Genomic DNA, 23,379 nt, shown 5'->3' with positions numbered 1-23,379 from the left:
ACGGCACCCTAGGAAAGCGAAGCCATTCAATACGAAGTATTGTATAAATAGAGAACAGCAGTAAGATATTTTCTAATTGAAAATTATCTTACTGCTGTTTTTTTAGGGATTTATGTCCCAGCCTCTTCGTGTTTAAATATTATTTTTTAGAGTTTGCTTTAGGTCCTGTTTCATATTTATACTTCGAAGGATTTACCTTTTTGAAGTCTGGATTTTTGTAGAATCTAAACAAATCACCATTAAGCACGTTGTCACTCATTTCGAGATCCTTTTCAACTTGCTTTTTATTCTTTTCGAAATCAGCTGGTTGAGTAGTTATGAGTTCATTATTTTTATTAGAATAAATCTTACCATTAACATATTTATAATCTTTTGTTATAAAGTCACCATTTCTGAATGGAACTACTTGATTATGACCTTTAGAGAATAAATCAGTACCGAACATTAAATAATTCTTCGTATCTATACCAGCCAAATGTAAAATTGTTGGCATTACATCGACTTGACCAGCATATTCATTATTGATACCACCAGATTTACCAGGGATTTTAATCCAGAAACCAGTTCTGTTTAAATCTGTAAATTTAGCTGGTGTGATTTTTTCACCTAATAGTTTTTCCATGGCATTGTTATGGTTTTCAGAGATACCATAGTGGTCACCATAAATCATAATCACTGAATTGTCATATAATCCTTTTTTCTTCAAGTCATTAATATATTCTTCTAATGCTTCGTCTAAATAACGCGCTGTTTGAATATAACCATCAACTGTTGCATCACCTGTGTTTGACTTCTCAATAGTCGCATCCTTTTCATCTAATGTGAATGGATAGTGGTTAGTCAATGTAATTAAATGAGAATAGAATGGTGATTTCATCTTAGCTTGATAATTAGCAGAATCTTTAAAGAAAATTTTGTCTTTCAAGCCTAAGTTTACAACGTTTTTATCTGACATGTCATAGTATGTTGCATCATAGAATTTATCGATACCAAAGTGTTTATATACTTGGTCTCTGTTCCAGAATGTTTTATAGTCACCGTGCATGACATCAGATTTGTAGCCTTGCTTTTGATCTAAAATTGCTGGTAATGACTGATACGTATTATCTCCTTTTAATGAAAAGGCAGAACCTTGCGGTAAACCGTATAAACTGTTATCCATTGTAAATTCAGAGTCAGATGTTTTACCTTGACCTGTTTGATGGAAAAAGTTAGGGAAGTATGTGAATTGCTCTTTCCCACTTGATAATTTGTTTAAAAACGGTGTTACTTCTTTACCATTAACCTTTTTATTAATTAAGAAGGTTTGGAAACTTTCTAAATGAATCTTAATAATATTTTTCTTCTTTGCCACCCCATAATATTCTGGGTTAGGCTCTGTTTGACGTTGTTTCGTATAATTTAATACTTTTGTTAAGTCATCTTCAGATGCTAACGCTTTTTGTTGATTATTTTCGATAGTTTTAACACCATCGTATACTGTAAAGTTATAAGGTCCTAAATATTTCACTAAATATTTATGGTCAAATGTACGTGTTAATAATTCTGGTCTGTCAGTTTCAGCAAAAGCTAAGTTTAAGAAGAATAATGCTACTGAAGCCGCCATTACGACAGGAACAAATTTCTTACTAAATGCTTTTGTGTCTAACCATTTTGTTTTAAATATTAAAATGAATAAGTAAACTAACGTATCAATGAAATAAACAAAGTCATACCATTTGAATGATGCACTAACCGCACCACCCATAGATTCTACGTTACCTACTTGGTTTAAAGTACTAAACGTTAAAAAATCAGAGAAGAATCTAAAGTACACAACATTGGCATATAATAGGAACGTCAATAAGAAGCCGCCTATGAACATGAACCAAAATGCTTTTTTGCCTTTAAAGAATAGGAACACACTTAAAACCAGTGCTACTAAACTATAAGGATTCATCAATAATATTAAGTTTTGTACTAAACCTTTAACACCTAAAGAAAAATCAACATAATAAGAAAAATACGTCTTCAAGGTAATCGTTATTACGGTTAATAAGAAGAACGCAAAAAGACTAATTTTCTTTTTTTGTGAACTCATGATTCTTTCCCCCGTTATTTAGATAATAAATCTTGCGAAAGTACTTGAATAAATTAGATATTAACATTATGTAGTTAATTAATAAGTGCGTTTAAAAGTTAACATTGTCATAATTATAGTAATTACTTTCAGATTCAAGTTTATAATTTTCATTATTTGTAGCTTTCAACTTTGATTTAACAAGTATTTTGGGCTACAACTCATATTTGCTTGTGTAAGTTTCTTTATTTAATATTATCATTCAATTAACAAATTTAAAATTTGTAATCAAATTGTAATAATAAGCATAGCTCAATTAATAAATATAGAGTAATTTTAGTCAAAATTCAAGTAAAAACACACTTTATCTTTTCATTTTACTGTGAAACGAATTAGAAAATGATACATTTCGCAGATAAAACACAGTATTATTTCATTATACATTAGGAGGAAATTATTTGCATCGGACTCGAGTATGAGCTACGTACCAAATATTATTTCATCATTTCTAATTGCATTCTATATTCTATTCCATGGAATAATTGGTTTAACCAGTTACTATACTTAACAAGGTTCTTTTCAGCCGTTAAAATATCTATAAATTGAAATTTCAAACGTGATCCTTGCGGTTTTTGTGCTAATTTCGTTAAATGATAACTTGCGATTGTACCGATTTGCGGGTAGCTACCTAGCGTATAATGATCATTTAATAGGATAATAGGTGTGCCATCACGCTTAATTTGTATCGTTCCTTTTTTGACAGTCTGATACGGTGGCATATCTTCATAAAAAGCTTTGATTTTTTCACCTTCAAGCATCATCCCCATGCGATTTGCTTTGCTCGTTACTTTATAATCATGTTTCACAAATCTTTGAATGGCATCTTCTTTAAAATCTTCCGTACCTTTATTTTTAACGACATGAAATACATCAGACATATAATTAAATGACAAGGCGTATCCATCAATACCCCAATCTGTTTGTTTCGTGTGAGCAAGGTTTTCAAATAACTTATGATGACGAGCTGTATAATCTCTCTTAAGCTTTATTTCATCGCCATCTTGTAATGTTCTACCTTTAAAACCACCAATTTTTACATTAAAGTCGGTTGAATTAGATCCTAACCATGCATCTAATTCAAATCCGCCTCCCACAGCTAAATACACTCGCGATGTATAACTTGTTTCTCTAAACTTTAAAACATCGCCTTTATCTAACAAATACAATTTATATGGAGATATAGTCATATGCTCAGTGTAAGCTTTGACATTACCCCCTGCTAATGCAATCAGCGTAGGTTCTGTAAAACGAATCGTTGCCATTTTATTAGTCATTTCCAAAGTTGCTTCATTCTTGTCATTAGCAACTAATCGATTAGCAATTTCATGTGCTAAAGTATCAAGTGCACCACATGGAATTACACCATCATGTTCATATCCCCTTCTACCAAAGTCCTGAAAGCTACTGAATAAGCCACTTTTTTCAATTATGATTGACATCTTTAAACACTCCTACTTCTAATTCATTTTCATTGATAGGTCTAAATTTAATATTATCGCCTAACTTTAAGCGTGCGAAATCTGATTCTTTTGGATTAAAAAGTGATAATGGTGTATAACCAATAACTAACCAATCATTAATTGTATCCGTTGTTACAATACCGCATTTTTTCCCTTCAAGTACTACAGAACCAGCTGGAATGAATTTTTTCTGTTTACTCGTGTGATTAATATACAATTTCTTATTTAATCCAGTTAAATAAGGAAACCCAGGTGAATATCCCATCATCGAAACAAAATATTGCGCCTTAGAATGTAATTCAATAAAAGTTTCTAGCTTGATTTTGTAATGTTTTAAAAGTGATTCTAAATCCGGACCATATTTCGAACCATACACAATTGGTATTTCAATCAAATCTTGCTGGTTAAAATCATGTTTTATGTTTAAATGAATCGATTCTATTAGTGCTTTCATGTATAAAAAAGGTGATTGTATATTATGGTGTTTAATCATATCCCTTGCGTCATAGACAATCATCATGTCTGATTCTGATGGCACAATTTCTATAATAAATGGATAATTTTGTTCAATTAAATATGAGCGAAGTGTTAATAAATCTTCGGTTAAACTTTTAGATACTTCTTTTTCAATTGCGACTACAATGGCTTGGTCACCTTGACTATATATTTTCATTTGTACACCTCTTCAATATTTGGTTACTTTACTTTCATTTTTAATTATAGAATCGATTGAATAGTTCATTTTACCTACTCACTAAATTTACTGGTGATACATTAAATCCATTGCCCGCACAACAAAAGGCATGAGTTCGTGAATTAATGCGTATACAAGGATAAAGCTTATAACAGTAGTAATTGTTGCTATCAAACGAACAACATATATTCTATTTTCAGATAGCAATCGATTCACTAATCGATAATTTACGTATACAAGAATTAACAACAGCACAATATAAACAATAATCATATTTGGCCCCATTTAATTTTTAAATTTGTTTTCACATCATTTTCTACATTATTATCATACTAATTTTAAAGGCAAAGGTGGACATCGGCAACCTCTCGTAAACTATTTATCAAAAATAAACGTATCTCATTGTTATGATATTTATAAATCAATTCGTTTTTATTAAAGTCTTTTTCAACAAGTTTGTCACTATCTATTAAATAATCACGCATGCATCCTTTTAAGAAATCATCTTTATAACTTGGTGTGTACCATTTTCCATCCTCTTCAATGACAATGTTGCCAATATCAAATTCAAGGACCTTGCCGTCCTCTGAAGTTAGCAATATTAAATCTGTTTCATGATTGTGAGCTAAATGCTTTCGTTCTGTCGTTTTATTATTTATAAAAGTTGGATTAACTACTTTGGGCAACACTTGAAATTTTGCTGTAAAACTACTTTTCTCAGGTAAAGGTGACACTATCGTTTCAAATTCGCTTTCAGCATTTAATACGATTTTAAGTCTATATTGGCCACTGTGATACTTTGTTGTTACATCGTTTAATTCATTTCGCCATGCATGTTCATCAAATTTAAAGTTTAATCGCTCAGAAGAACATTTTATGCGATTAGTATGATAAGTAAGTCTAGGGATATGTCCATTATCAATTTTCATTGTTTCAAATAATTGCATTATAACATCTCCAAAATCTTGGTTTTTGCGTAAAATTCATTTACTTCATCTTTTGGCTTAGAATCAATTGTAATACCTGCTCCGACTCCATAAATCGCTTGTCCATATTTATACTCAATAGTACGAATCGGAATATTAAAAATCATTTTATCATCTTCAGTTGGAAGTAATAGTCCAATTGCTCCGCAGTATATACCACGAGGTGAACTTTCTAATTGTTTAATATATTTCATTGTATTCAGTTTCGGTGCACCTGTAATCGAACCACAAGGAAATAACGATGTTAAAATTTGAGTTAAGTCTGTATTAATTTTTAAAGTTCCACTTACCATCGAAGTCATTTGAAATACAGTTTTATATGCCTCAATAAAAAATAGTTTATACACCTTAATTGAGCCACTCTGTGATATTCTCCCTATATCGTTTCTTAGTAAATCAACAATCATGACATTTTCTGCACGATCTTTCGAAGAAGTTTGCAATGTTTTATAATACTGTTGATCTTCAGCTTCCGTTTTACCTCTAGGCATTGTCCCTTTCATCGGTTTGCTTATGATAACGTTATCGACATTGTTAAATTGTCCTTTTTGAAAAAATAATTCTGGTGAGATAGACGCTACTTGGATTTCATCAGTTTGTAATAACGCAGTATAATTACCATTACTAAATTGAGTTAATCGTTCATATAAAGTACTAATAGGATAATAAATGTTATCCGTTAAGCGCGCCGTATAGTTCACTTGATACGTTTCGCCTTCAACAATTGCTTGTTGGACACGTTTAATATTAGTCATCATAACCTCAGAAGATTCAACAAATGAAAAATGATGCTTTGATACATAAGAAGTTTGATGTTCATATGTTGAATTTATGCTTTCCGCTTTTTCAAAACTATAAGCTACTGCATAAATATCATCTTTAGCTAATGAATGTGTACACATAACATGATTAAAATACTTTGCCGCTTCGTAACTTAAATATAACGAGACATATCTACCTTGTCGTTGCTGCGCTTGTGCAAAGTGTATCACTTCTCCCACATCAGCCAACTTAGTAGCAACATACTTCTTTATAAACCCCTTTAATTGAATATGGTATTGCTTATATTCATTTTCAGTTAAATAGTAGCGATAATTATATTCTATTCTCACAGTAATCACCTACCTTCGATAAAAATAATTCAACTTGTCGATAACCGTATTCACTCAAAATAGATTCAGGATGATATTGCACACCAAAAACTGGAAATGTAATATGCTCAAATGCCATAATAATCGCTTCATCGTTTTTGGCTGTAATCTTTAAGCAATTTGGAAAAGTCGCTCCGTCAGCAATTAATGAATGATAACGCATTACATTGAAATTTTGAGGCAGTCCTTGAAAAATACCTTCATTGGTATGGCGTAACTGTGTAGTATGTCCGTGTACAGGATGATAGCCGTGAATGATATTTCCACCAAAATAAGACACGATACATTGAAATCCTAAACATACACCTAGTATAGGTACACGCTGATAAAATTGTTCTAACACTTCATTCAAGATAGGATAATCATCCGGATTACCCGGCCCAGGCGAAATAACAATTGCTTTTGGCTTCATATTAATGACGTCTTCTATCAGCAGATTATCAATACCAACAACTTGAACTGTTAGTTTCGTTTGAGTCTTAATATAGTCTATTAAATTATATGTAAATGAATCATTATTATCTATGACTAGAATCATTGTATACTCCGTTCTAAATGTGTTTTATTTTTATAATATGTATTGGATGTAGCTAAAACTTTAAAAGCATTGTCATTATCCTGACCTTGATTTTAACTAATATATGGTATATTCTATTCATCGTACATAAATGAATATCAGAGGTTCCTAGCTGAAACCCTCTATAAAAAACTAGACATTGAAATTTCAAACATTCGTTGGTAAACCTTTAATATATATTATAGGAGCAACCCATTTCTTTCGTCTATCTTTTATGGAGATAGGCTTTTTTTATTTTATAAATTAAAAACGGGCTTATCAATGCCATTAACCTCTTTATTAATATTATTAATGATAGGAGCAATTACAAAATGGAAAGTGTATTAAATAATGAAAAAGCCATCGTTGTCTTTAGTGGTGGTCAAGACAGTACAACATGTCTCTTTTATGCAAAAAAACATTTCAAAGAAGTTGAACTCGTAACGTTTAATTATGGCCAAAGACATGATACCGAAATTGAAGTCGCAAAACAAATTGCACAAGATCAAGGAATGAAACATCACGTTTTAGATATGTCATTATTATCACAACTTACTCCAAACGCATTAACACAACATGATATGGAAATTACTAATAATGAAGATGGTATACCTAATACATTTGTTCCAGCTAGAAATTTACTTTTCTTGTCGTTTGCAGGCGCTCTAGCTTATCAAATTGGGGCTAAGCATATTATTACAGGCGTATGTGAAACAGACTTTTCAGGCTACCCAGACTGTCGCGATAGTTTTATAAAATCAATGAACGTAACATTAAGCCTAGCTATGGACAAAGATTTTGTCATTCATACTCCTTTAATGTGGTTAAACAAAGCAGAAACGTGGAAATTAAGTGATGAACTCGAAGTTTTAGATTATATTCGTACAAAAACATTAACATGCTATAACGGTATCATTGGGGATGGCTGTGGTGAATGTCCAGCTTGTCATTTACGTCAACGTGGACTAAATCAATATCTTGAAAGTAAAGGAGCGCTTTAAAATGTTACAACAAATCTATCCTAGTACAACGCATCCATATCAATTCGAATTAAATAAAGATTTTAATTTTTCGGCTGCACATCACATTCCTTGTGAAGAAGCAGGTATTTGTCAAAATGTCCATGGTCATACTTACTTTGTTAATTTAACAATTGTCGGTGATAAACTAGATGACACTGGCTTCTTAGTGAACTTTAGCCATTTGAAAAAGATGATACACGGTAAATTTGACCATCAACTGTTAAATAACTTACCTGCTTTTAAAAACAAAATCCCTTCAACTGAAATCGTAGCGGAAACAATTTATCAAATTGTTAAAGAAAATTTGGCATCGCTCGAACACCAACCAAAATGTATTCAAGTATTTGTAAGAGAAACACCAACAAGTTATGTTGTATTTAGACCAAAGGAACAGGTGTAACTAATGGCTAAAATTCCTGTACTCGAAATATTCGGTCCAACCATTCAGGGTGAAGGTCGAGTAATCGGTAGAAAAACGATGTTTGTGAGAACAGCTGGATGTGATTATCGCTGTAGCTGGTGTGATTCTGCATTTACTTGGGATGGTAGTGCTAAAGGCGATATAAAACTCATGACCGCTGAAGAAATTTATGATGAATTAAAACGAATTGGTGGCGATTTATTTAATCACGTTACAATTTCTGGTGGTAACCCAGCATTAATTAAAGGTATCCAAGAGTTAGTTGACTTATTTCAAGATAAAGGTATTTTCAGCGCACTGGAGACACAAGGCAGTAAATTCCAACCTTGGATGACACAAATTGATGATTTAACGATTAGTCCAAAACCACCAAGTTCAACTATGACACCTGATTTAAAAAAGTTAGATGAAGTGATTACACAATGCGTACCTTCCTCATTAAACTTAAAAGTAGTTGTATTCGACGATAAAGATTATGATTTTGCCAAAATGATACACCACCGTTATCCAGATATTCCCTTCTATTTACAAGTTGGTAACCCATATTTATCAGACAGCGTAGATAATCATACCGAAAAGTTGTTAGAACGCTACGAGCAGTTGGTGGATTTAGTTATGCAAAGTAATGATATGAATCACGTTTATGTGTTACCACAACTTCATACATTACTTTGGAGTAATAAAAAAGGTGTATAAAGGATAACTTATTTTACTTTTTACAAGTCATATCTAATGAATAACAATATATTAATTGATATAATAGTTGATTGAAGTATAACGAACAGGAGTCCATCATGATTGTATATATATTAATTAATATTGCTATCGTCGTACTTATAACTGGATTCAATTTATATAGGCATCAAATGCAACATTTATCATTAAGTGCAATGTTGTTATCTATTACGATAAACGCCTTTATAAATACATTCATAATTGATAAATATAACTTTATTACTCTGTGTACTATAACGATGTTTATCATTTGGACGATACTACAGTTTTACATTGATAAAAAATTAAAACCTGTATACATTACAGACCAAAAATTTATTGCTATCATATTAACGATTGTTGTCAGTTTAACGCAACGTGTTACCGACTTTTCAAGTACACAATCAATATATATGTCTATTCCATTTTTAGCCCCTGCCATTTTCATCATTGGTGGTATTATGTTGTTTATTTCAACATTTAATAGCTTAGATGAAACTGCTGAAAATAATAACAAAATAAAGAAACTAATGATTAAAGGACTTATCATTATTAACATTTCATTTATCGTTATGATGGTTTTAACACCATATTGGTACTTGTATTTAATCGTCTATCTTATTTTCTTGTTGTTTTTATTGTGGCAAAAGGTTTATAAATTTTAATACCAAAACTATAAAACACTTCTGATATTCTTAGTTCAAAATATCAGAAGTGTTTTATAGTGTTATCTAGTTCAGATAAATATTTTCTCACCTAAAAAAATGCCCTCCTCTTATTTCGACTCCTATTTATTTAAATCAGACAATTATTTTCATTTTCAAATTATTCTTTCTTCAATATTAGTTAAGCGATATTTAAACGAAGTTAAGAATTAGTTAATGGCATATTATTTGCCTTCATTTTAAACTTAACTTATCAAATTGAAGAAATGAGGAGTTAGCATGAATACAAAATATTTTTTAGCAGTTGGTGCTGTTGCCTCTGTATTAACTTTAGGCGCTTGTGGTAATTCTAATTCACAAGATCAAGGTAACAAAACTGAACAAAAAACAAAGTCAGAAGATAGCAATGTTAAAACTGATAAAACAAAACACCTAACAGGTACATTCAGTTCTAAAAACGGTGAAACTGTTGAAGGTAAAGCTGAGATTAAAAATGGTAAATTAATGCTTACTAACTACAAATCATCAAAAGGTCCAGATTTATACGTCTACCTAACAAAAAATGGCGACATTAAAAACGGTAAAGAAATCGCAATGGTTGACTACGATAAAGAAAAACAAACATTTGATCTTAAAAATGTAGATTTAAGCAAATATGATGAAGTAACAATCTATTGTAAAAAAGCTCACGTCATCTTCGGCGACGCTAAATTAAAATAATCAATTTCTGAGTTAAACTTTTATTTACAACATACTATTACTATACATTACAAATTTTAAAAATATACATTACACTCATTACTCAATGGAAAGCGTATGATTTCACAGCCCCCCTAGCTTGTAGAAATCATACTTTCCTTTTTTCAATATATATACAACTATTAAATCCCATAAGATTGCAGAGCACATAAGTAAATTTTTTTAGAGCTTGAGGTTTGTTTAGCTTAAGCAACCCATGAGCTCAAACACTTCCTGTTCACATAACACTACAAATCGCATTATGTTGCTTAATCTTATGTTTATATAAATTACACACAATAAATAGAAAGAATGTGAACATCATGAATAAATTATTGCTACTCGTTACATTTATCATTCGTGTGGGTTCAGGTATTGTTATGTTAATGCAAGGCTACGAAAAATTAACGGGCGGATTTACGCTGAAAGGTTTAGTACCAGTCATCGCTAACAATACTGATTCACCAGAGTGGTATAAGTGGTTTTTCGCAAATATAGTTGCACATACGACGTCATTATTTGATATTGTTGTCCCACTCGGAGAGATTGCAATTGGATTAGGTTTAATTTTTGGAGTTTTTGCATATGCTGCTAGTTTCTTTGGAGCCTTTGTTATGATAAATTATATCTTAGCAGATATGATATTTACGTATCCTCTTCAATTAACTTTCTTTATCCTTTTACTAATGAGTCACTCATTGTTAAAACAGATTTCACTTAAAGAAATCATTAATTACTTTAGAGGTCGTAAGAACAGAGGTGAAAAAATAGATGACCCACTTACTGATCGTGGATGATGAACAAGACATTGTAGACATTTGTCAAACCTATTTTGAATATGAAGGTTACAAAGTAACAACGACAACTAGCGGTAAAGAAGCAATTTCTTTACTATCAAATGATATTGATATCATGATGCCAGAAGTTAATGGTTACGACATTGTCAAAGAAATGAAAAGGCAAAAATTAGATATCCCCTTTATCTATTTAACTGCCAAAACACAAGAACATGATACCATTTACGCCTTAACTTTAGGTGCAGATGACTATGTCAAAAAACCATTTAGTCCAAGGGAACTCGTTTTACGTATTAATAATTTACTTACAAGAATGAAGAAATACCATCATCAACCAGTTGAACAACTGTCGTTTGATGAATTAACACTTATTAACTTAAGTAAAGTTGTGACTGTAAATGGTCACGAAGTCCCTATGCGTATTAAGGAATTTGAGTTATTGTGGTATTTAGCTTCTAGAGAAAATGAAGTTATTTCTAAATCAGAATTACTTGAAAAAGTTTGGGGATATGACTATTACGAAGATGCTAATACCGTGAATGTCCATATACACCGTATTAGAGAAAAATTAGAAAAAGAGAGCTTTACAACATATACCATCACAACTGTATGGGGATTAGGATATAAATTTGAAAGGAGCCGATAATGGTGTTATCAATTAGAAGTCAAATCATTATTGGCGTCGTATCGAGTATACTATTAACTTCAACTATTTTAGCAATTGCATATATTTTAATGTGGTTTAACGGCCATATGACACTAACTTTGACCTTAACGACAATAATTACAAGCTGTTTAACCTTATTAATATGTAGTATTTTTATTAATCCACTTATACAAAAAATTAAGCAGTTTAATATAAAAACTAAGCAATTTGCTAACGGAAATTACGCAAGCAATGATAAAACGTTTAATTCACCAAAAGAAATTTATGAATTAAATCAATCTTTTAATAAAATGGCTTCTGAAATTACGCAACAAATGAATCAAATTAAATCCGAACAACAAGAAAAAACAGAACTGATTCAAAACTTAGCCCATGATTTAAAAACACCTTTAGCAAGCATTATTTCATATTCTGAAGGACTACGTGATGGTATAATCACTAAGGATCATGAGATTAAAGAGTCATACGACATATTAATTAAACAAGCAAACAGATTATCAACATTATTTGATGATATGACTCATATTATCACTTTAAATACAGGTAAAACATATCCCCCAGAATTAATACAACTAGACCAATTACTTGTATCAATATTGCAACCATATGAGCAACGTATCAAACATGAAAACCGCACATTAGAAGTGAATTTCTGTAGCGAAATTGATGCATTTTATCAATATCGAACGCCACTTGAGCGTATTTTAACAAACTTACTTGATAATGCGCTAAAATTTTCAAATGTTGGTAGTCGCATTGATATTAATATTAGTGAAAACAAAGATCAAGATACTATCGACATTGCTATTAGCGATGAAGGTATTGGCATTATACCAGAACTACAAGAACGTATATTCGAACGTACATTCAGAGTAGAAAACTCTCGTAATACAAAAACGGGTGGTTCTGGATTAGGCTTATATATAGCTAATGAACTCGCGCAACAAAATAACGCAAAAATCAGTGTAAGCAGTGATATAGATGTAGGAACTACGATGACTGTAACATTACACAAATTAGACATTACGTCATAATCCGATTTATTTATAAAATAAAATGCAAAGACTAAAAAGAAGCTCCCATTAATGAGGGCTTCTTTTTTTGTTTATTTAGAATAAACTTTATGGGTATCCTTCTCATCATTTTCAATACTTGAAAGATTTGTAGCTTGAATAATATATTTAGGACGTGCCTTAACTTCATAATATATCCTGCCAATATATTCACCTACAACACCAATTGAAATTAACTGTATGCCGCCTAATAATAAAATAGCTGCAATCGTTGAAAAATATCCCGGAATATTAACACCAGATATCATAATATTGATGAATAAATAGATAATATATAGCACGCTTATTGAAAAGATAAACAAGCCAAGATAAATCATCATTCTCAAAGGTTTACTATTAAAGGAAATCAATCCATCAATACCATAATTAAATAACTTTTTAAAGGACCACTTAGATTCTCCTTTTTGTCTCTCAACATTTTGATACGTAAACACTTTAGTATTATAGCCTATCCATTCAAATAACCCTTTTGAAAATCGATTATATTCTTCAAGTGATGCAATGGATTTAACAGCTCTTTGGCTTAAAAGTCTAAAATCGCCAACACCATCATCAAATTGTACTTCTTCTACAAAGCAATTAACTAACTTATAATACAAATGGCTTAATGTTTTGCGACTAAAATTTTCACCACTTCTATCACGCTTTGCAATCACTTGATCATAGCCTTCCATAAAACCTTCAACCATTTTCGGAATATATTCAGGTGGATGTTGCAAATCACAATCTATCATGATGACTGCATCAAATTCAGTACTATGCTGGTAACCTGCAATCATAGCTGCTTCTTTTCCAAAATTTCTACTAAAAGAAATAAAGCTGACATGCCTATCTATTGTGGCAAGATGTTGCATTTCATCTATAGTGGTATCCGTACTACCATCATCTATGAAAAGCATATTATAATCATAGCCTTTCACACTACTATCTTGTGAAAGTATTTCAGTTAATTGTTGATGTGTTTGTGTAATGACTTCCCCTTCATTAAAACAAGGAATGACGACTCTAATTTTCATCTATGTCCATCCTTTTTATTTAAAAGATTTTGAATGTACCTGAGTATTGTTTTATCAAATAGTAAAAACCAACTCATTTATTTTAATGTACACATTAAAAGGCATTCATAAACGTAAAATTTAACATCCAGTTATTTTAAATCCCCAATTTTCACATCATCTGGATTTTTACCTTGTCTTGCATTTCTATTTAAAGCATCAATTTCAGCTACTTCTGTTAATTCTAAATTAAAATCTAAAATATCTATATTTTCTTGAATGCGTTTAGGTGTCTGAGATTTTGGAATAATAATTCTATTGTGTGCTAAATGCCAACGTAATACAACTTGTGCTGGTGTTTTATGATATTTTTCAGCAATTTTAACAATGACAGGGTTGTCTAGTAGTCCTCTATTTCTCATCAAAGGCATCCATGCAGTCACTTTAATATCGTGACGATCACAAAATTCTTGTAATTCTTGTTGGTTAAAATATGGATGTACCTCAATTTGATTCACCATTGGTTTGATACTTGATTGAGCCATTAATTTTTCTAGATGATGAACATTAAAATTACATACACCTATTGCTTTTACCTTACCTTGCTCGTAAAGTTCTTCCATAGCTTTATATGTTTCTAAAAATAGACCATCTGCTTCACAAGGCCAATGTATTAGAAATAAATCAAGATAATCAGTTTGTAAATTTTTAATCGATTTGTTGAAATATTCGAATGTTTTTTCATAACCTTGATAGTCATTCCATAACTTCGTTGTTATAAACAAATCTTCTCTATCGACGCCATTATCCTTTAATGCTCGTCCTAGTGAAGCCTCATTATCATAAAAGTATGCTGTATCAAACGCTCTATACCCTGCGTCAATTGCAGCATTTACAACTTTAGTCATATCTTCGTCAGAGATTTTATAAACACCTAACCCAACTGAAGGCATCGGGTATCCATTATTTAATATTTGTATCTCATTCAACATCTTTATACCTCTCCAATCTTTGTATCTTTTATATCTTTACATTACCCTAAATTTTTCAACAAACTCAATTAATACGAATTATCGCTTTCAATAAAAAATATTCATTAAATCATTAAAGATATTGAGTTCCAATACTATTTTCACTTTTCATTAATTTTAGTCAAAAAAATAACCAACCAAAAATGAATTAAATCATTCTTAGTTGGTTTATATATTAATATCTATTCTGATTTTTCATCTTCATCAGACTGTCCGATAGTAGGTCTCGCTTCATTAAATTCATAGTTTAATATCACCCAAATAATTTGGTGGTTATCGATTTCTGAAACAACCCAGCGATCATAAGTTGTATCCACGTAATCATCTTTTTGTAAATTGGTATTACGAGATTGTAACCATCCACCTATCGTATCAATATCCTCAGAGTCATCAAATTCTATACCGAACTCTTCAGTTAAATCATCCAATAGTACTCTGCCATTTACTTGGAATGTCTTATTATCAATTTTAACGATATCATTCACTTCATCATCATCAAATTCATCACGAATTTCTCCAACGATTTCTTCTAAAATATCTTCCATCGTTAAAATACCTGCCGTTCCACCATATTCATCTATAATAAGACTCATATGTACATGTTCACGTTGCATTCTAATTAATGCATCACTGATACGTGTTGTCTCTGAAATCATTGGCAACTCATGTATATAGTTTGCTATTTTAATCGTTTTTCCAGAAGCGTATTCAGTTAAAAATTCTTTGACGTTAATAAATCCTTTAATGTGGTCTTTATCACCATCATCAGTAATTGGATAACGCGTAAATTGATGTTCTTTTATTGTTTCTAGTAATTCGTCTACATTAAAAGGTTCATTTAGTGTAATCATTTGAGTTCTAGGTACCATTATATCTTTTGCATGTCTTTCATCGAATGAAAAGATATTTTGCATATATGCCAATTCAGTTTGGTTGATTTCTCCACCATTATAACTATTGTTAATAATAATTTTGATTTCTTCTTCTGACATTGCATCAGTTTGGGCATCAGGATTTACACCAAACATTCTAATAATAACACGTGCAGAACCATTCATCAGCCAAATCAATGGTTTCATAATGTTACCGAAATAGAACAATGGTCTTGCATATACTAAAGCAAGCTTTTCAGTATGTTGAATCGCTATAGATTTAGGCGCTAATTCACCAAGTACTACATGCAAATACGTAACGATTATAAATGACACTGCAAACGAAATCGTCGTCGTTAATGCAGTTGGTAAATTGATTGCTTCAAATATTGGGTGTAATAGCTTTTCAAACGTTGGTTCACCAAGCCAACCTAACCCTAAAGATGTTACTGTTATACCTAACTGACAAGCAGAAAGATAATAATCTAGATTAGCAATCATCTTTTTTACTATTTTAGCAGGTTTATTTCCTTCATCTGCTAGCTGTTCAATTCTTGTTGCTCTAATTTTTACTAATGCAAATTCTGAACCAACAAATACAGTGGTTAATGCAATTAATAGAATAAATATAATCAAACTAATTATGGTCGAAGTTTCCAATTAATTCCCTATTTCTAGGGATTCACCTCCATGTTATATGTGTCACTCATGGGTAACACGCATTCAAATTTATCACTATGACTTAAATTACAACTACATGTTATCGCCTTCCCATTTAGACACCCCCAGAAAAAAATGTTATTGCTTCTATTTTATCATAATATAAAGTGCTTATGTTAACAGATTAAATCTATTGCATACATTTAATTATGATTATTTATTAGCTAAATGTGTGAACCTTACCTTGTTTTATTGTAGATTTTACATTCATATCATCATCTAGAATAACAAGATCTGCATCCTTATTTACTTTAATACTACCTTTTCTATCATCGATACCTAATGCAATGGCTTGATTTAAACTTGTTACTCGCCATAAATGATCTAATGTATCACCTGTAAATGATATTAAGTTACGTAACCCATGATTCATTTTTAAAATACTACCAGCAAGCGCACCATTTGCAAGACGTGCTTGTTGCGATTGAACAGTTACTTTTTGTCCACCCAAATCATATTCTCCTTCAGGCATACCTTTTGCACGCATTGCATCGGTAATTAAATAAAAACGTTCATTACCTTTCATACGGTAAGCAATAGCAACCGATGCCGGATGAGAATGTGTGCCATCAACAATCATTTCGGTATGTAGAGCATCATTCAACCATGCTGCTCCAAAAACACCTGGTTCTCTATGCTGGAATGGCGTCGCTGCATTATATAAATGCGTGACATGTTTAGCTCCTCGCTCAACAGCTTCGACTGCTTCTTCGTATGTTGCCACTGTATGACCAATTGAAAAAATAATGTCATCTTTATACGTTTCAAGCGCTTCTTTTGCACCTTCAACTTCAGGTGCAAACGTCATAATCTTTATTAATCTGTTAGCAGTCTCTTGAAAATGTTTAATTTTATCGATAAATGGGCGTACAACGTATTGCGGATGTTGAGCACCAACTTTATTTTCAGATATAAATGGTCCTTCTAAATGTATACCTACAATTTCCGCTGCATTGTGAACATCTTGCTCCGCTTCATATTTAGCAATATTTGTAAGTGCTTTATCTATTTTATCAGTAGATTGCGTCATTGTAGTGGCCAAGTATGATGTCGTCCCTTCAGATAACAAATTTTCGGATAGATATTTTAAGCCATCGTATGACCCATCCATTGCATCTTGACCATAACCACCATGAATATGTATATCAATAAAACCTGGTAATACATGATGACCTTTAGCATCAATCACTTGAATTTTATTTGTCGTATCATTATCAATTGCTGCTTTATCATCCCCTTCTCCAATTGCAACAATCTGTCCATCTTTCACATGAATGTAACCATTATCGATTTTGCCATCTTCAGTATAAACTTTGCCGTTATATATAATTAATTCTGACACGTATAAACCCTTCTTTATTTATAAATTTTCACTTTAAGACACTCATATTTTACTATATCTGCTTCGTTTGGCATAACTTTTTGCAAAATATTAAAAAAGTCTATACATTTGTGGTGTCTATTTCTTCATTCATTTATCTAAAAATAAAAACACCTTCATATCAATTCATAAAAACTGAATTAATAGAAAGTGTTTTTACAGCTTTGTATAAGCTACCGTTAACACGATGTATAAAACTAACATATATTCATTGAACTTACAACTTAATATGAAGCTCTTTGCTAACAATCATTTTACATCATTAAAACTACTCGTCCATTGATTTTGAAGCTTCGATTTCTGTTTCAGTTAACTTGGGTTTGATTAAACCGTAAATTAATGCTGAAACTAATGTACCAACTAGAAGTGCAATAAGAGTTTGAAGTAAGTGTGCACCATCAGTACCAACAATTACAATAATACCACCATGTGGCGCAGTAATTCGAGAACCTAAGCCTAAAGCAATTGCGCCACCTATACCTGAACCAATCATCATTGAAGGAATAACACGTAATGGATCGGCAGCTGCAAATGGAATCGCACCTTCTGTAATAAAGGACATACCCATCACATAGTTAGGGATAATTGAACCACGTTGTTCTTTTGTAAATTTACGTCTGAAAATTAACATCGCTGTCGCAATTGCTAACGGTGGAATCATACCACCAATCATTGCAGCTGTAATTGGTGCTGCATTACCTTCAATCAACGCACCTGTTGCAAAAACATATGCCGCTTTGTTGAATGGACCGCCCATATCAATCGCCATCATAGCGCCAATAACTAAACCTAATAATACAATATTAGAACCTGATAAATTGTTTAATCCATCTAATAACAAATGATTTAACCAAGATGCTGGTGGATTAAAGGCATAAATCATCAATAAGCCTGTAGCTGTTACTGTCAATAGTGGGTAAATTAACGTTGGTTTTAATCCCTCTAATGCTTGTGGTAACTTACGTGTCATCGCTTTAACACCTTGTGTTAAGTAACCTGCTAAGAAACCTGCAATAATACCACCAATAAATCCTGAACCACCTGAAATTGCTAACATACCACCTACAAGACCTGAAGCGAAACCAGGTTTATCCGCAATACTACGTGCAATGAATCCAGATAAAATTGGAATGATTAACGCGAATGCACTTTTACTACCTATGTTCCAAAGCTGCTCTGCAAACGCATTGTACTCTGAGCTTTTTGGATTAAATGAATTTGCTCCAAATAAAAATACAATTGCCATTAAAATACCACCAGATATTACAAGTGGCAACATGTTAGAAACACCGTTCATTAAGTGTTTATAGAATGCTTTACCTGGGCTTAATTTTTCTTGACTGTCATTTGAGTTACCTTTTCTTTGACCATCACGGGCAACAAAAGGTTTACGACTTGTATCTAATGCTTTATTAATTAATTCTTCTGGGCGTTTAATACCATCTGCTACTGGTACTTCTACGACATTTTTACCATCGAAGCGATCCGTCTCAACATGAACATCAGCAGCAACAATGATACCTGTTGCATTTTCAATATCTTGTTCAGTTAAATGGTTTTTAATGCCGCTTGAACCATTCGTTTCTACTTTAATTTTAATACCCATCTTATCCGCTTGTTTTTTCAATGCGTCACGTGCCATGTACGTATGTGCAATACCTGTTGGACAAGCAGTTACTGCTAACACATATGGCTCGTTAGATTGTTTAGATGATTGTTCTGCAGTTGCAACTTGTTGTGCTTCAGCTTCTGCCTCTTCTTCTTTTGTCACTTCATCATCAGCCTCATCTATAATCGCTAGTACTTCTTCAGGTGATGAAGCATGTAATAATTTCTCGCGTACATTTTCATCCATTAAAATACCAGACAACTTAGCTAAAGCATCTAGATGTGTTTGGGCGCCACCTTCTGGCGCTGCAATCATAAAGAATAAATGAGCTGGTTGCATATCTAAACTTTGGTAATCTACACCTTCTTTAGATTTACCGAATGCGATAGCTGGAGACTTAACTGCGGCTACTTTCGCATGTGGAATAGCAATACCTTCGCCGATACCAGTTGTACTTTGTGATTCTCGATTGTGAATCGCTTCCTTAAATGACGCGACATCACTTAATTTACCTGCTTTGTCTAATTGATTTACTAACTCATCAATAACACCATTTTTGTCATTTGCCATTAAATCCATTGCTATCGTATCTTTTGTTAATAACTCTGTTACTCTCATTATTTTCACTCCCCATCAAGTACGCTAATCGTAACTTGTGATTTTATTTTTTCTATAGCGTCCCGTGTTGCTAAGTCCTCATCAAATGCCGTGGCAGTACCGCATGCGACTGCTTGTTGGAATGCTTTTTCAATCGTTAAACCTGAAGCAATTCCAGCCACCATGCCTGCAACTGTACTATCACCAGAGCCAACTGTATTAACCACTTTCCCTTGTGGATTAACTGCTTTAATACTGATTTCTTTATCAATATAAATAGCACCATCACCGCCAAGCGAGACAATAACAGATTGCGCACCTTTATCAACTAACAAACGACCATATTTAATAACATCTGTGTCTGAGTTCACTGTTGTATTAAACATCACTTCTAATTCATCTTTATTAGGTTTAATAAATAGTGGATGATATGGTAAAACGCTTTCAGCCAATTCTTTTTCAGCGTCGACTACTAATTTAGCACCTGTCTGTGCTGTAATTTGTGCAATTTGCGCATACGCATCGCTTGGAATACTACTTGGTACACTTCCAGCAACAATAACTATATCTTCGCTTGTTGTATTTTTAATTTGTTGTAACAGTTGTTCAAATTGTCTTGACGTTATATGAGGACCCGGTGCATTGATTTCTGTTTCTTGTCCTGTTTTTAATTTCACATTAATACGTGTATCTTCATCAACTTCAATAAAATTCGATTGAATTGCACTGTTATTTAATGTATCTATAATGAATTTCCCAGGAAATCCACCTGCAAATCCCAAGGCAGTTGACTCAACATCCAATGTCTTTAAGACGCGCGAGACATTAATACCTTTCCCCCCAGCGAATTTATATGTTGCTGTTGCTCTGTTCAAACCATCAATTTTAAAATCATTCGTAAAAATGACATAGTCAATTGAAGGATTGAAAGTCACTGTATAAATCATAAAGTCCCTCCTATAAAGTGATACTTTTGTTGGTATTCTTTTAACGATTCTTGATTTAATGCTTTTTCAGATGTGATGATTGTCGTACTTTCTAGCAAAGGTACACGAGCAAAATATACTTTATTAAACTTAGAATGATCTATAAGTACAAATGATTGATTGGCTAATGACATTGCTGTTTGTTTAACTAATGCCTCTTGCTCATCGGGAGTAGTTAATCCAAGTTCAATATCTAATCCATTCATCCCGATAAAAGCTTTATCGAAACAATATCGTCTTAATATCTCCATAGCACTAGAACCAATCGTAGCAAGTGTATTTTCTTTAACTTGACCACCTAGCATAATTGTTTTAATACCTTTTTTAAGTAAAGCTTCTACATGTGTTAAACCATTGGTTACCACAATGATATCTTTCGCTTGAATATATTTAATTAGCTCCAATGTAGATGAACCAGCATCGATAAATAAGCATTCATTATCGTTGATTTGATTAGCTGCTATTTTAGCAATCATTTTCTTTTCATCAAGATTCGTTGCTAATTTTTCAGTTAAATTCGCCTCAACCATACGATTTTCTTTTAACATTGCACCACCATGCACACGTTGCAATTTCCCTAATTGTTGTAGTTTAGATAAATCTCTTCGTATTGTTGAAGCACTGCAACCAGTTCGATCTATTAATTCTTGTAAAGTCAAAAAATCTTTGTGCGAAAGTTCTTCTAATATTAACTCGTGTCTTTTTTCAGTAATTATCATCATCACCCCATCTCACTTTGTATTATAATGAGTACGCTTTCACTTTTCAATCATAAATTACCAAAAACAATCACAAACACTCAAATTGTGACGATAAAATTACATTTTTATGTTCAAATACTCATTTGTAATGACTGTTTATGATCGTAAAATGCTAATTCAATCAAAAAGGAGTGTGGCAGAAATGAATTTTATAAAAATTTCATCTCTGTCACACTCCGAATCTTGCCCCATACTTTTTGTTGTTATTAATCATTCATGGATAACTGCTCCAATTTTGCCTTTAGTTATTGTAATCAAATCCTCAACAGCTATTGTGATTTGCATTGTTCGAAGCCCACCACTCACACTGATATGACTATAATTTTCACAGGATTTGTCAACGACTGTTGGAAACAATGTTTTCATACCAACAGGCGAACACCCACCACGAATGTATCCCGTTACATTTTTCAAATTATCTAAAGGCATAAGCTGCAATTTCTTCTCTCCAACCAAAGCAGCTGCCTTTTTCATATCTAAAGTTTCACTTACTGGGATAACAAATACAAAATGTTCATGTTTTGTATTTTCTAGAACAAGCGTTTTAAATACTGTTTTAACATTTGCTTGTATGAGTTCTGCGACTTCTGCACCCGATAAATGTTCTTCTGGTACCTCAAAGCTATGAACTTCGTATTTAATTTTTGCACGATCAAGCATACGCATCGCGTTCGTTTTCTTATTTTTAGCCATTTCAACACCTCATTTATACTTCTTCAGAACTATATTAACATTTTAAAATACATTACGGATTGGTTGATTTTGACATAACATTTACATCATTTTATAAGTTGAATTCACCTTTTTAAATTAAATTATTGCAAAATAAAAACAGTATATCCAATTAGAATACACTGTTCCATCTATTATTTCGTTATTATGCCTTGATTTGAAATACTTACATGTTGCTTACTAGTTGAATTATCATTGGAATACACATAATTATATCCATGATTTGTCTTAGAAATTCTTTCTAAACCATAATTATCATTGATATGCTTATCTGCATAACGATCAGCAATAACTTGGCACTCTTGTTCGTTAAAAGAATTTGATTTATTTGCATTCACACGATGTTTAAAATGATTTTGCTTTTTCACATTTTCATTCACTTCAGATGCTTTAGCAGTATGAATATTGAGAATATCCATTTTCTTTTTATAAGTATCTTCAGTTGATACATTTATCGCGTTAAGCGTATTAATTGTTTTATGTACCTTAGCAAGCGCATCTTCATTTGTTGCTAATATTAATAAACCAATTAAACAAACGGTTAATATTACAGCAACAAAGCCTAAAAATAAATTTTTTACTGTCATCCCCTTACCCACATTTCCTTACTCATTTTTTATCATCTTAACACA

24 protein-coding genes are annotated in these 23,379 nt (G+C 32.1%); 8 read left to right on the top strand and 16 right to left on the bottom strand.

The genetic code is table 11. From position 1 onward, the window contains the following. Positions 1–139 precede the first annotated feature (139 nt). The 7 genes from ltaS to IDG63_RS10435 form a co-directional block, all read right to left on the bottom strand. On the bottom strand, positions 140–2,080 hold the full coding sequence (ltaS, locus tag IDG63_RS10465; RefSeq protein WP_000098285.1) for a polyglycerol-phosphate lipoteichoic acid synthase LtaS: 1,941 nt from the start codon (positions 2,078–2,080) through the stop codon (positions 140–142). A gap of 473 nt (positions 2,081–2,553) precedes the next feature. Further along, positions 2,554–3,558: a 5-oxoprolinase subunit C family protein gene (locus IDG63_RS10460; protein ID WP_000022323.1), complete on the bottom strand. Its 1,005-nt coding sequence runs from the start codon at positions 3,556–3,558 to the stop codon at positions 2,554–2,556. After that, positions 3,542–4,252, bottom strand: a complete 711-nt coding sequence (locus IDG63_RS10455) for a 5-oxoprolinase subunit B family protein (protein WP_031881627.1) — start codon at positions 4,250–4,252, stop codon at positions 3,542–3,544. Before IDG63_RS10455 ends, IDG63_RS10460 begins: the two co-directional genes overlap by 17 nt. Before the next feature lie 87 nt (positions 4,253–4,339). After that, a complete protein-coding gene (locus tag IDG63_RS10450; RefSeq protein ID WP_001790169.1) occupies positions 4,340–4,546 on the bottom strand; it encodes a hypothetical protein in 207 nt (68 codons plus the stop codon). A gap of 65 nt (positions 4,547–4,611) precedes the next feature. After that, a complete protein-coding gene (locus tag IDG63_RS10445; protein ID WP_001175778.1) occupies positions 4,612–5,220 on the bottom strand; it encodes an aminotransferase class IV in 609 nt (202 codons plus the stop codon). Beyond that, on the bottom strand, positions 5,220–6,371 hold the full coding sequence (locus IDG63_RS10440; protein WP_001217794.1) for a chorismate-binding protein: 1,152 nt from the start codon (positions 6,369–6,371) through the stop codon (positions 5,220–5,222). The genes IDG63_RS10445 and IDG63_RS10440 overlap by 1 nt, the downstream gene beginning before the upstream one ends. Continuing rightward, positions 6,355–6,948, bottom strand: coding sequence for an anthranilate synthase component II (locus IDG63_RS10435; RefSeq protein ID WP_000604515.1), 594 nt, complete (start codon positions 6,946–6,948; stop codon positions 6,355–6,357). The genes IDG63_RS10440 and IDG63_RS10435 overlap by 17 nt, the downstream gene beginning before the upstream one ends. A 350-nt stretch (positions 6,949–7,298) precedes the next feature. Between IDG63_RS10435 and queC the strand changes: the two genes are divergently transcribed. The 8 genes from queC (at position 7,299) to saeS (ending at position 13,024) form a co-directional block, all read left to right on the top strand. Further along, positions 7,299–7,967, top strand: coding sequence for a 7-cyano-7-deazaguanine synthase QueC (gene queC, locus IDG63_RS10430; RefSeq protein WP_000446724.1), 669 nt, complete (start codon positions 7,299–7,301; stop codon positions 7,965–7,967). 1 nt (position 7,968) lies between these two features. Next, positions 7,969–8,388, top strand: a complete 420-nt coding sequence (gene queD / locus IDG63_RS10425) for a 6-carboxytetrahydropterin synthase QueD (RefSeq protein ID WP_000941336.1) — start codon at positions 7,969–7,971, stop codon at positions 8,386–8,388. A 3-nt stretch (positions 8,389–8,391) separates the two neighbouring features. Next, complete coding sequence (gene queE / locus IDG63_RS10420) at positions 8,392–9,105, top strand: 7-carboxy-7-deazaguanine synthase QueE (RefSeq protein ID WP_001062972.1); 714 nt, start codon at positions 8,392–8,394, stop codon at positions 9,103–9,105. A 98-nt stretch (positions 9,106–9,203) separates the two neighbouring features. Then, positions 9,204–9,788 carry a hypothetical protein gene (locus tag IDG63_RS10415; RefSeq protein ID WP_000637687.1) on the top strand — a complete coding sequence of 195 codons (585 nt, stop codon included), beginning with the start codon at positions 9,204–9,206 and terminating at the stop codon, positions 9,786–9,788. Between the two features lie 279 nt (positions 9,789–10,067). After that, entirely contained in the window at positions 10,068–10,508 is a 441-nt protein-coding gene (locus tag IDG63_RS10410) for a DM13 domain-containing protein (protein ID WP_001093561.1), read from the top strand. Between the two features lie 341 nt (positions 10,509–10,849). After that, positions 10,850–11,323 carry a DoxX family membrane protein gene (locus tag IDG63_RS10405; protein ID WP_001037807.1) on the top strand — a complete coding sequence of 158 codons (474 nt, stop codon included), beginning with the start codon at positions 10,850–10,852 and terminating at the stop codon, positions 11,321–11,323. Next, positions 11,298–11,969 (top strand): response regulator transcription factor SaeR, encoded by a 672-nt coding sequence (saeR, locus tag IDG63_RS10400; protein ID WP_000149341.1) that lies wholly within the window; start codon positions 11,298–11,300, stop codon positions 11,967–11,969. Before IDG63_RS10405 ends, saeR begins: the two co-directional genes overlap by 26 nt. Continuing rightward, complete coding sequence (gene saeS / locus IDG63_RS10395; protein WP_000244415.1) at positions 11,969–13,024, top strand: two-component system sensor histidine kinase SaeS; 1,056 nt, start codon at positions 11,969–11,971, stop codon at positions 13,022–13,024. Before saeR ends, saeS begins: the two co-directional genes overlap by 1 nt. A gap of 71 nt (positions 13,025–13,095) precedes the next feature. Here the strand turns inward: saeS and csbB are convergent, their stop codons facing one another. The 9 genes from csbB to IDG63_RS10350 all read right to left on the bottom strand — a co-directional run bounded on the left by csbB (position 13,096) and on the right by IDG63_RS10350 (position 23,334). Continuing rightward, entirely contained in the window at positions 13,096–14,079 is a 984-nt protein-coding gene (csbB, locus tag IDG63_RS10390) for a lipoteichoic acid-specific glycosylation protein CsbB (protein ID WP_000702781.1), read from the bottom strand. A 131-nt stretch (positions 14,080–14,210) separates the two neighbouring features. After that, positions 14,211–15,050 (bottom strand): aldo/keto reductase, encoded by an 840-nt coding sequence (locus IDG63_RS10385; RefSeq protein WP_000931243.1) that lies wholly within the window; start codon positions 15,048–15,050, stop codon positions 14,211–14,213. 221 nt (positions 15,051–15,271) lie between these two features. After that, positions 15,272–16,621, bottom strand: coding sequence for a hemolysin family protein (locus IDG63_RS10380; RefSeq protein ID WP_000450257.1), 1,350 nt, complete (start codon positions 16,619–16,621; stop codon positions 15,272–15,274). A 220-nt stretch (positions 16,622–16,841) separates the two neighbouring features. Then, a complete protein-coding gene (gene nagA, locus IDG63_RS10375; RefSeq protein WP_001292242.1) occupies positions 16,842–18,023 on the bottom strand; it encodes an N-acetylglucosamine-6-phosphate deacetylase in 1,182 nt (393 codons plus the stop codon). A gap of 307 nt (positions 18,024–18,330) precedes the next feature. After that, the gene (locus tag IDG63_RS10370; RefSeq protein WP_001266552.1) at positions 18,331–20,289 is read right to left on the bottom strand and encodes a PTS fructose transporter subunit IIABC; all 1,959 of its coding nucleotides are present in this window, start codon (positions 20,287–20,289) and stop codon (positions 18,331–18,333) included. A 5-nt stretch (positions 20,290–20,294) separates the two neighbouring features. Further along, positions 20,295–21,215 carry a 1-phosphofructokinase gene (gene pfkB, locus IDG63_RS10365; protein ID WP_206176432.1) on the bottom strand — a complete coding sequence of 307 codons (921 nt, stop codon included), beginning with the start codon at positions 21,213–21,215 and terminating at the stop codon, positions 20,295–20,297. Then, complete coding sequence (locus IDG63_RS10360; protein WP_000972699.1) at positions 21,212–21,976, bottom strand: DeoR/GlpR family DNA-binding transcription regulator; 765 nt, start codon at positions 21,974–21,976, stop codon at positions 21,212–21,214. Before IDG63_RS10360 ends, pfkB begins: the two co-directional genes overlap by 4 nt. Positions 21,977–22,225: 249 nt before the next feature. Then, entirely contained in the window at positions 22,226–22,708 is a 483-nt protein-coding gene (gene ybaK, locus IDG63_RS10355) for a Cys-tRNA(Pro) deacylase (RefSeq protein ID WP_001107235.1), read from the bottom strand. Between the two features lie 173 nt (positions 22,709–22,881). Beyond that, on the bottom strand, positions 22,882–23,334 hold the full coding sequence (locus tag IDG63_RS10350) for a hypothetical protein (protein WP_000216727.1): 453 nt from the start codon (positions 23,332–23,334) through the stop codon (positions 22,882–22,884). Positions 23,335–23,379: the final 45 nt, after the last annotated feature.

Source organism: Staphylococcus sp. EG-SA-14 (assembly GCF_017151935.1).
Taxonomy (GTDB): domain Bacteria; phylum Bacillota; class Bacilli; order Staphylococcales; family Staphylococcaceae; genus Staphylococcus; species Staphylococcus aureus.
This window is presented reverse-complemented; position numbering and strand designations above follow the sequence as displayed.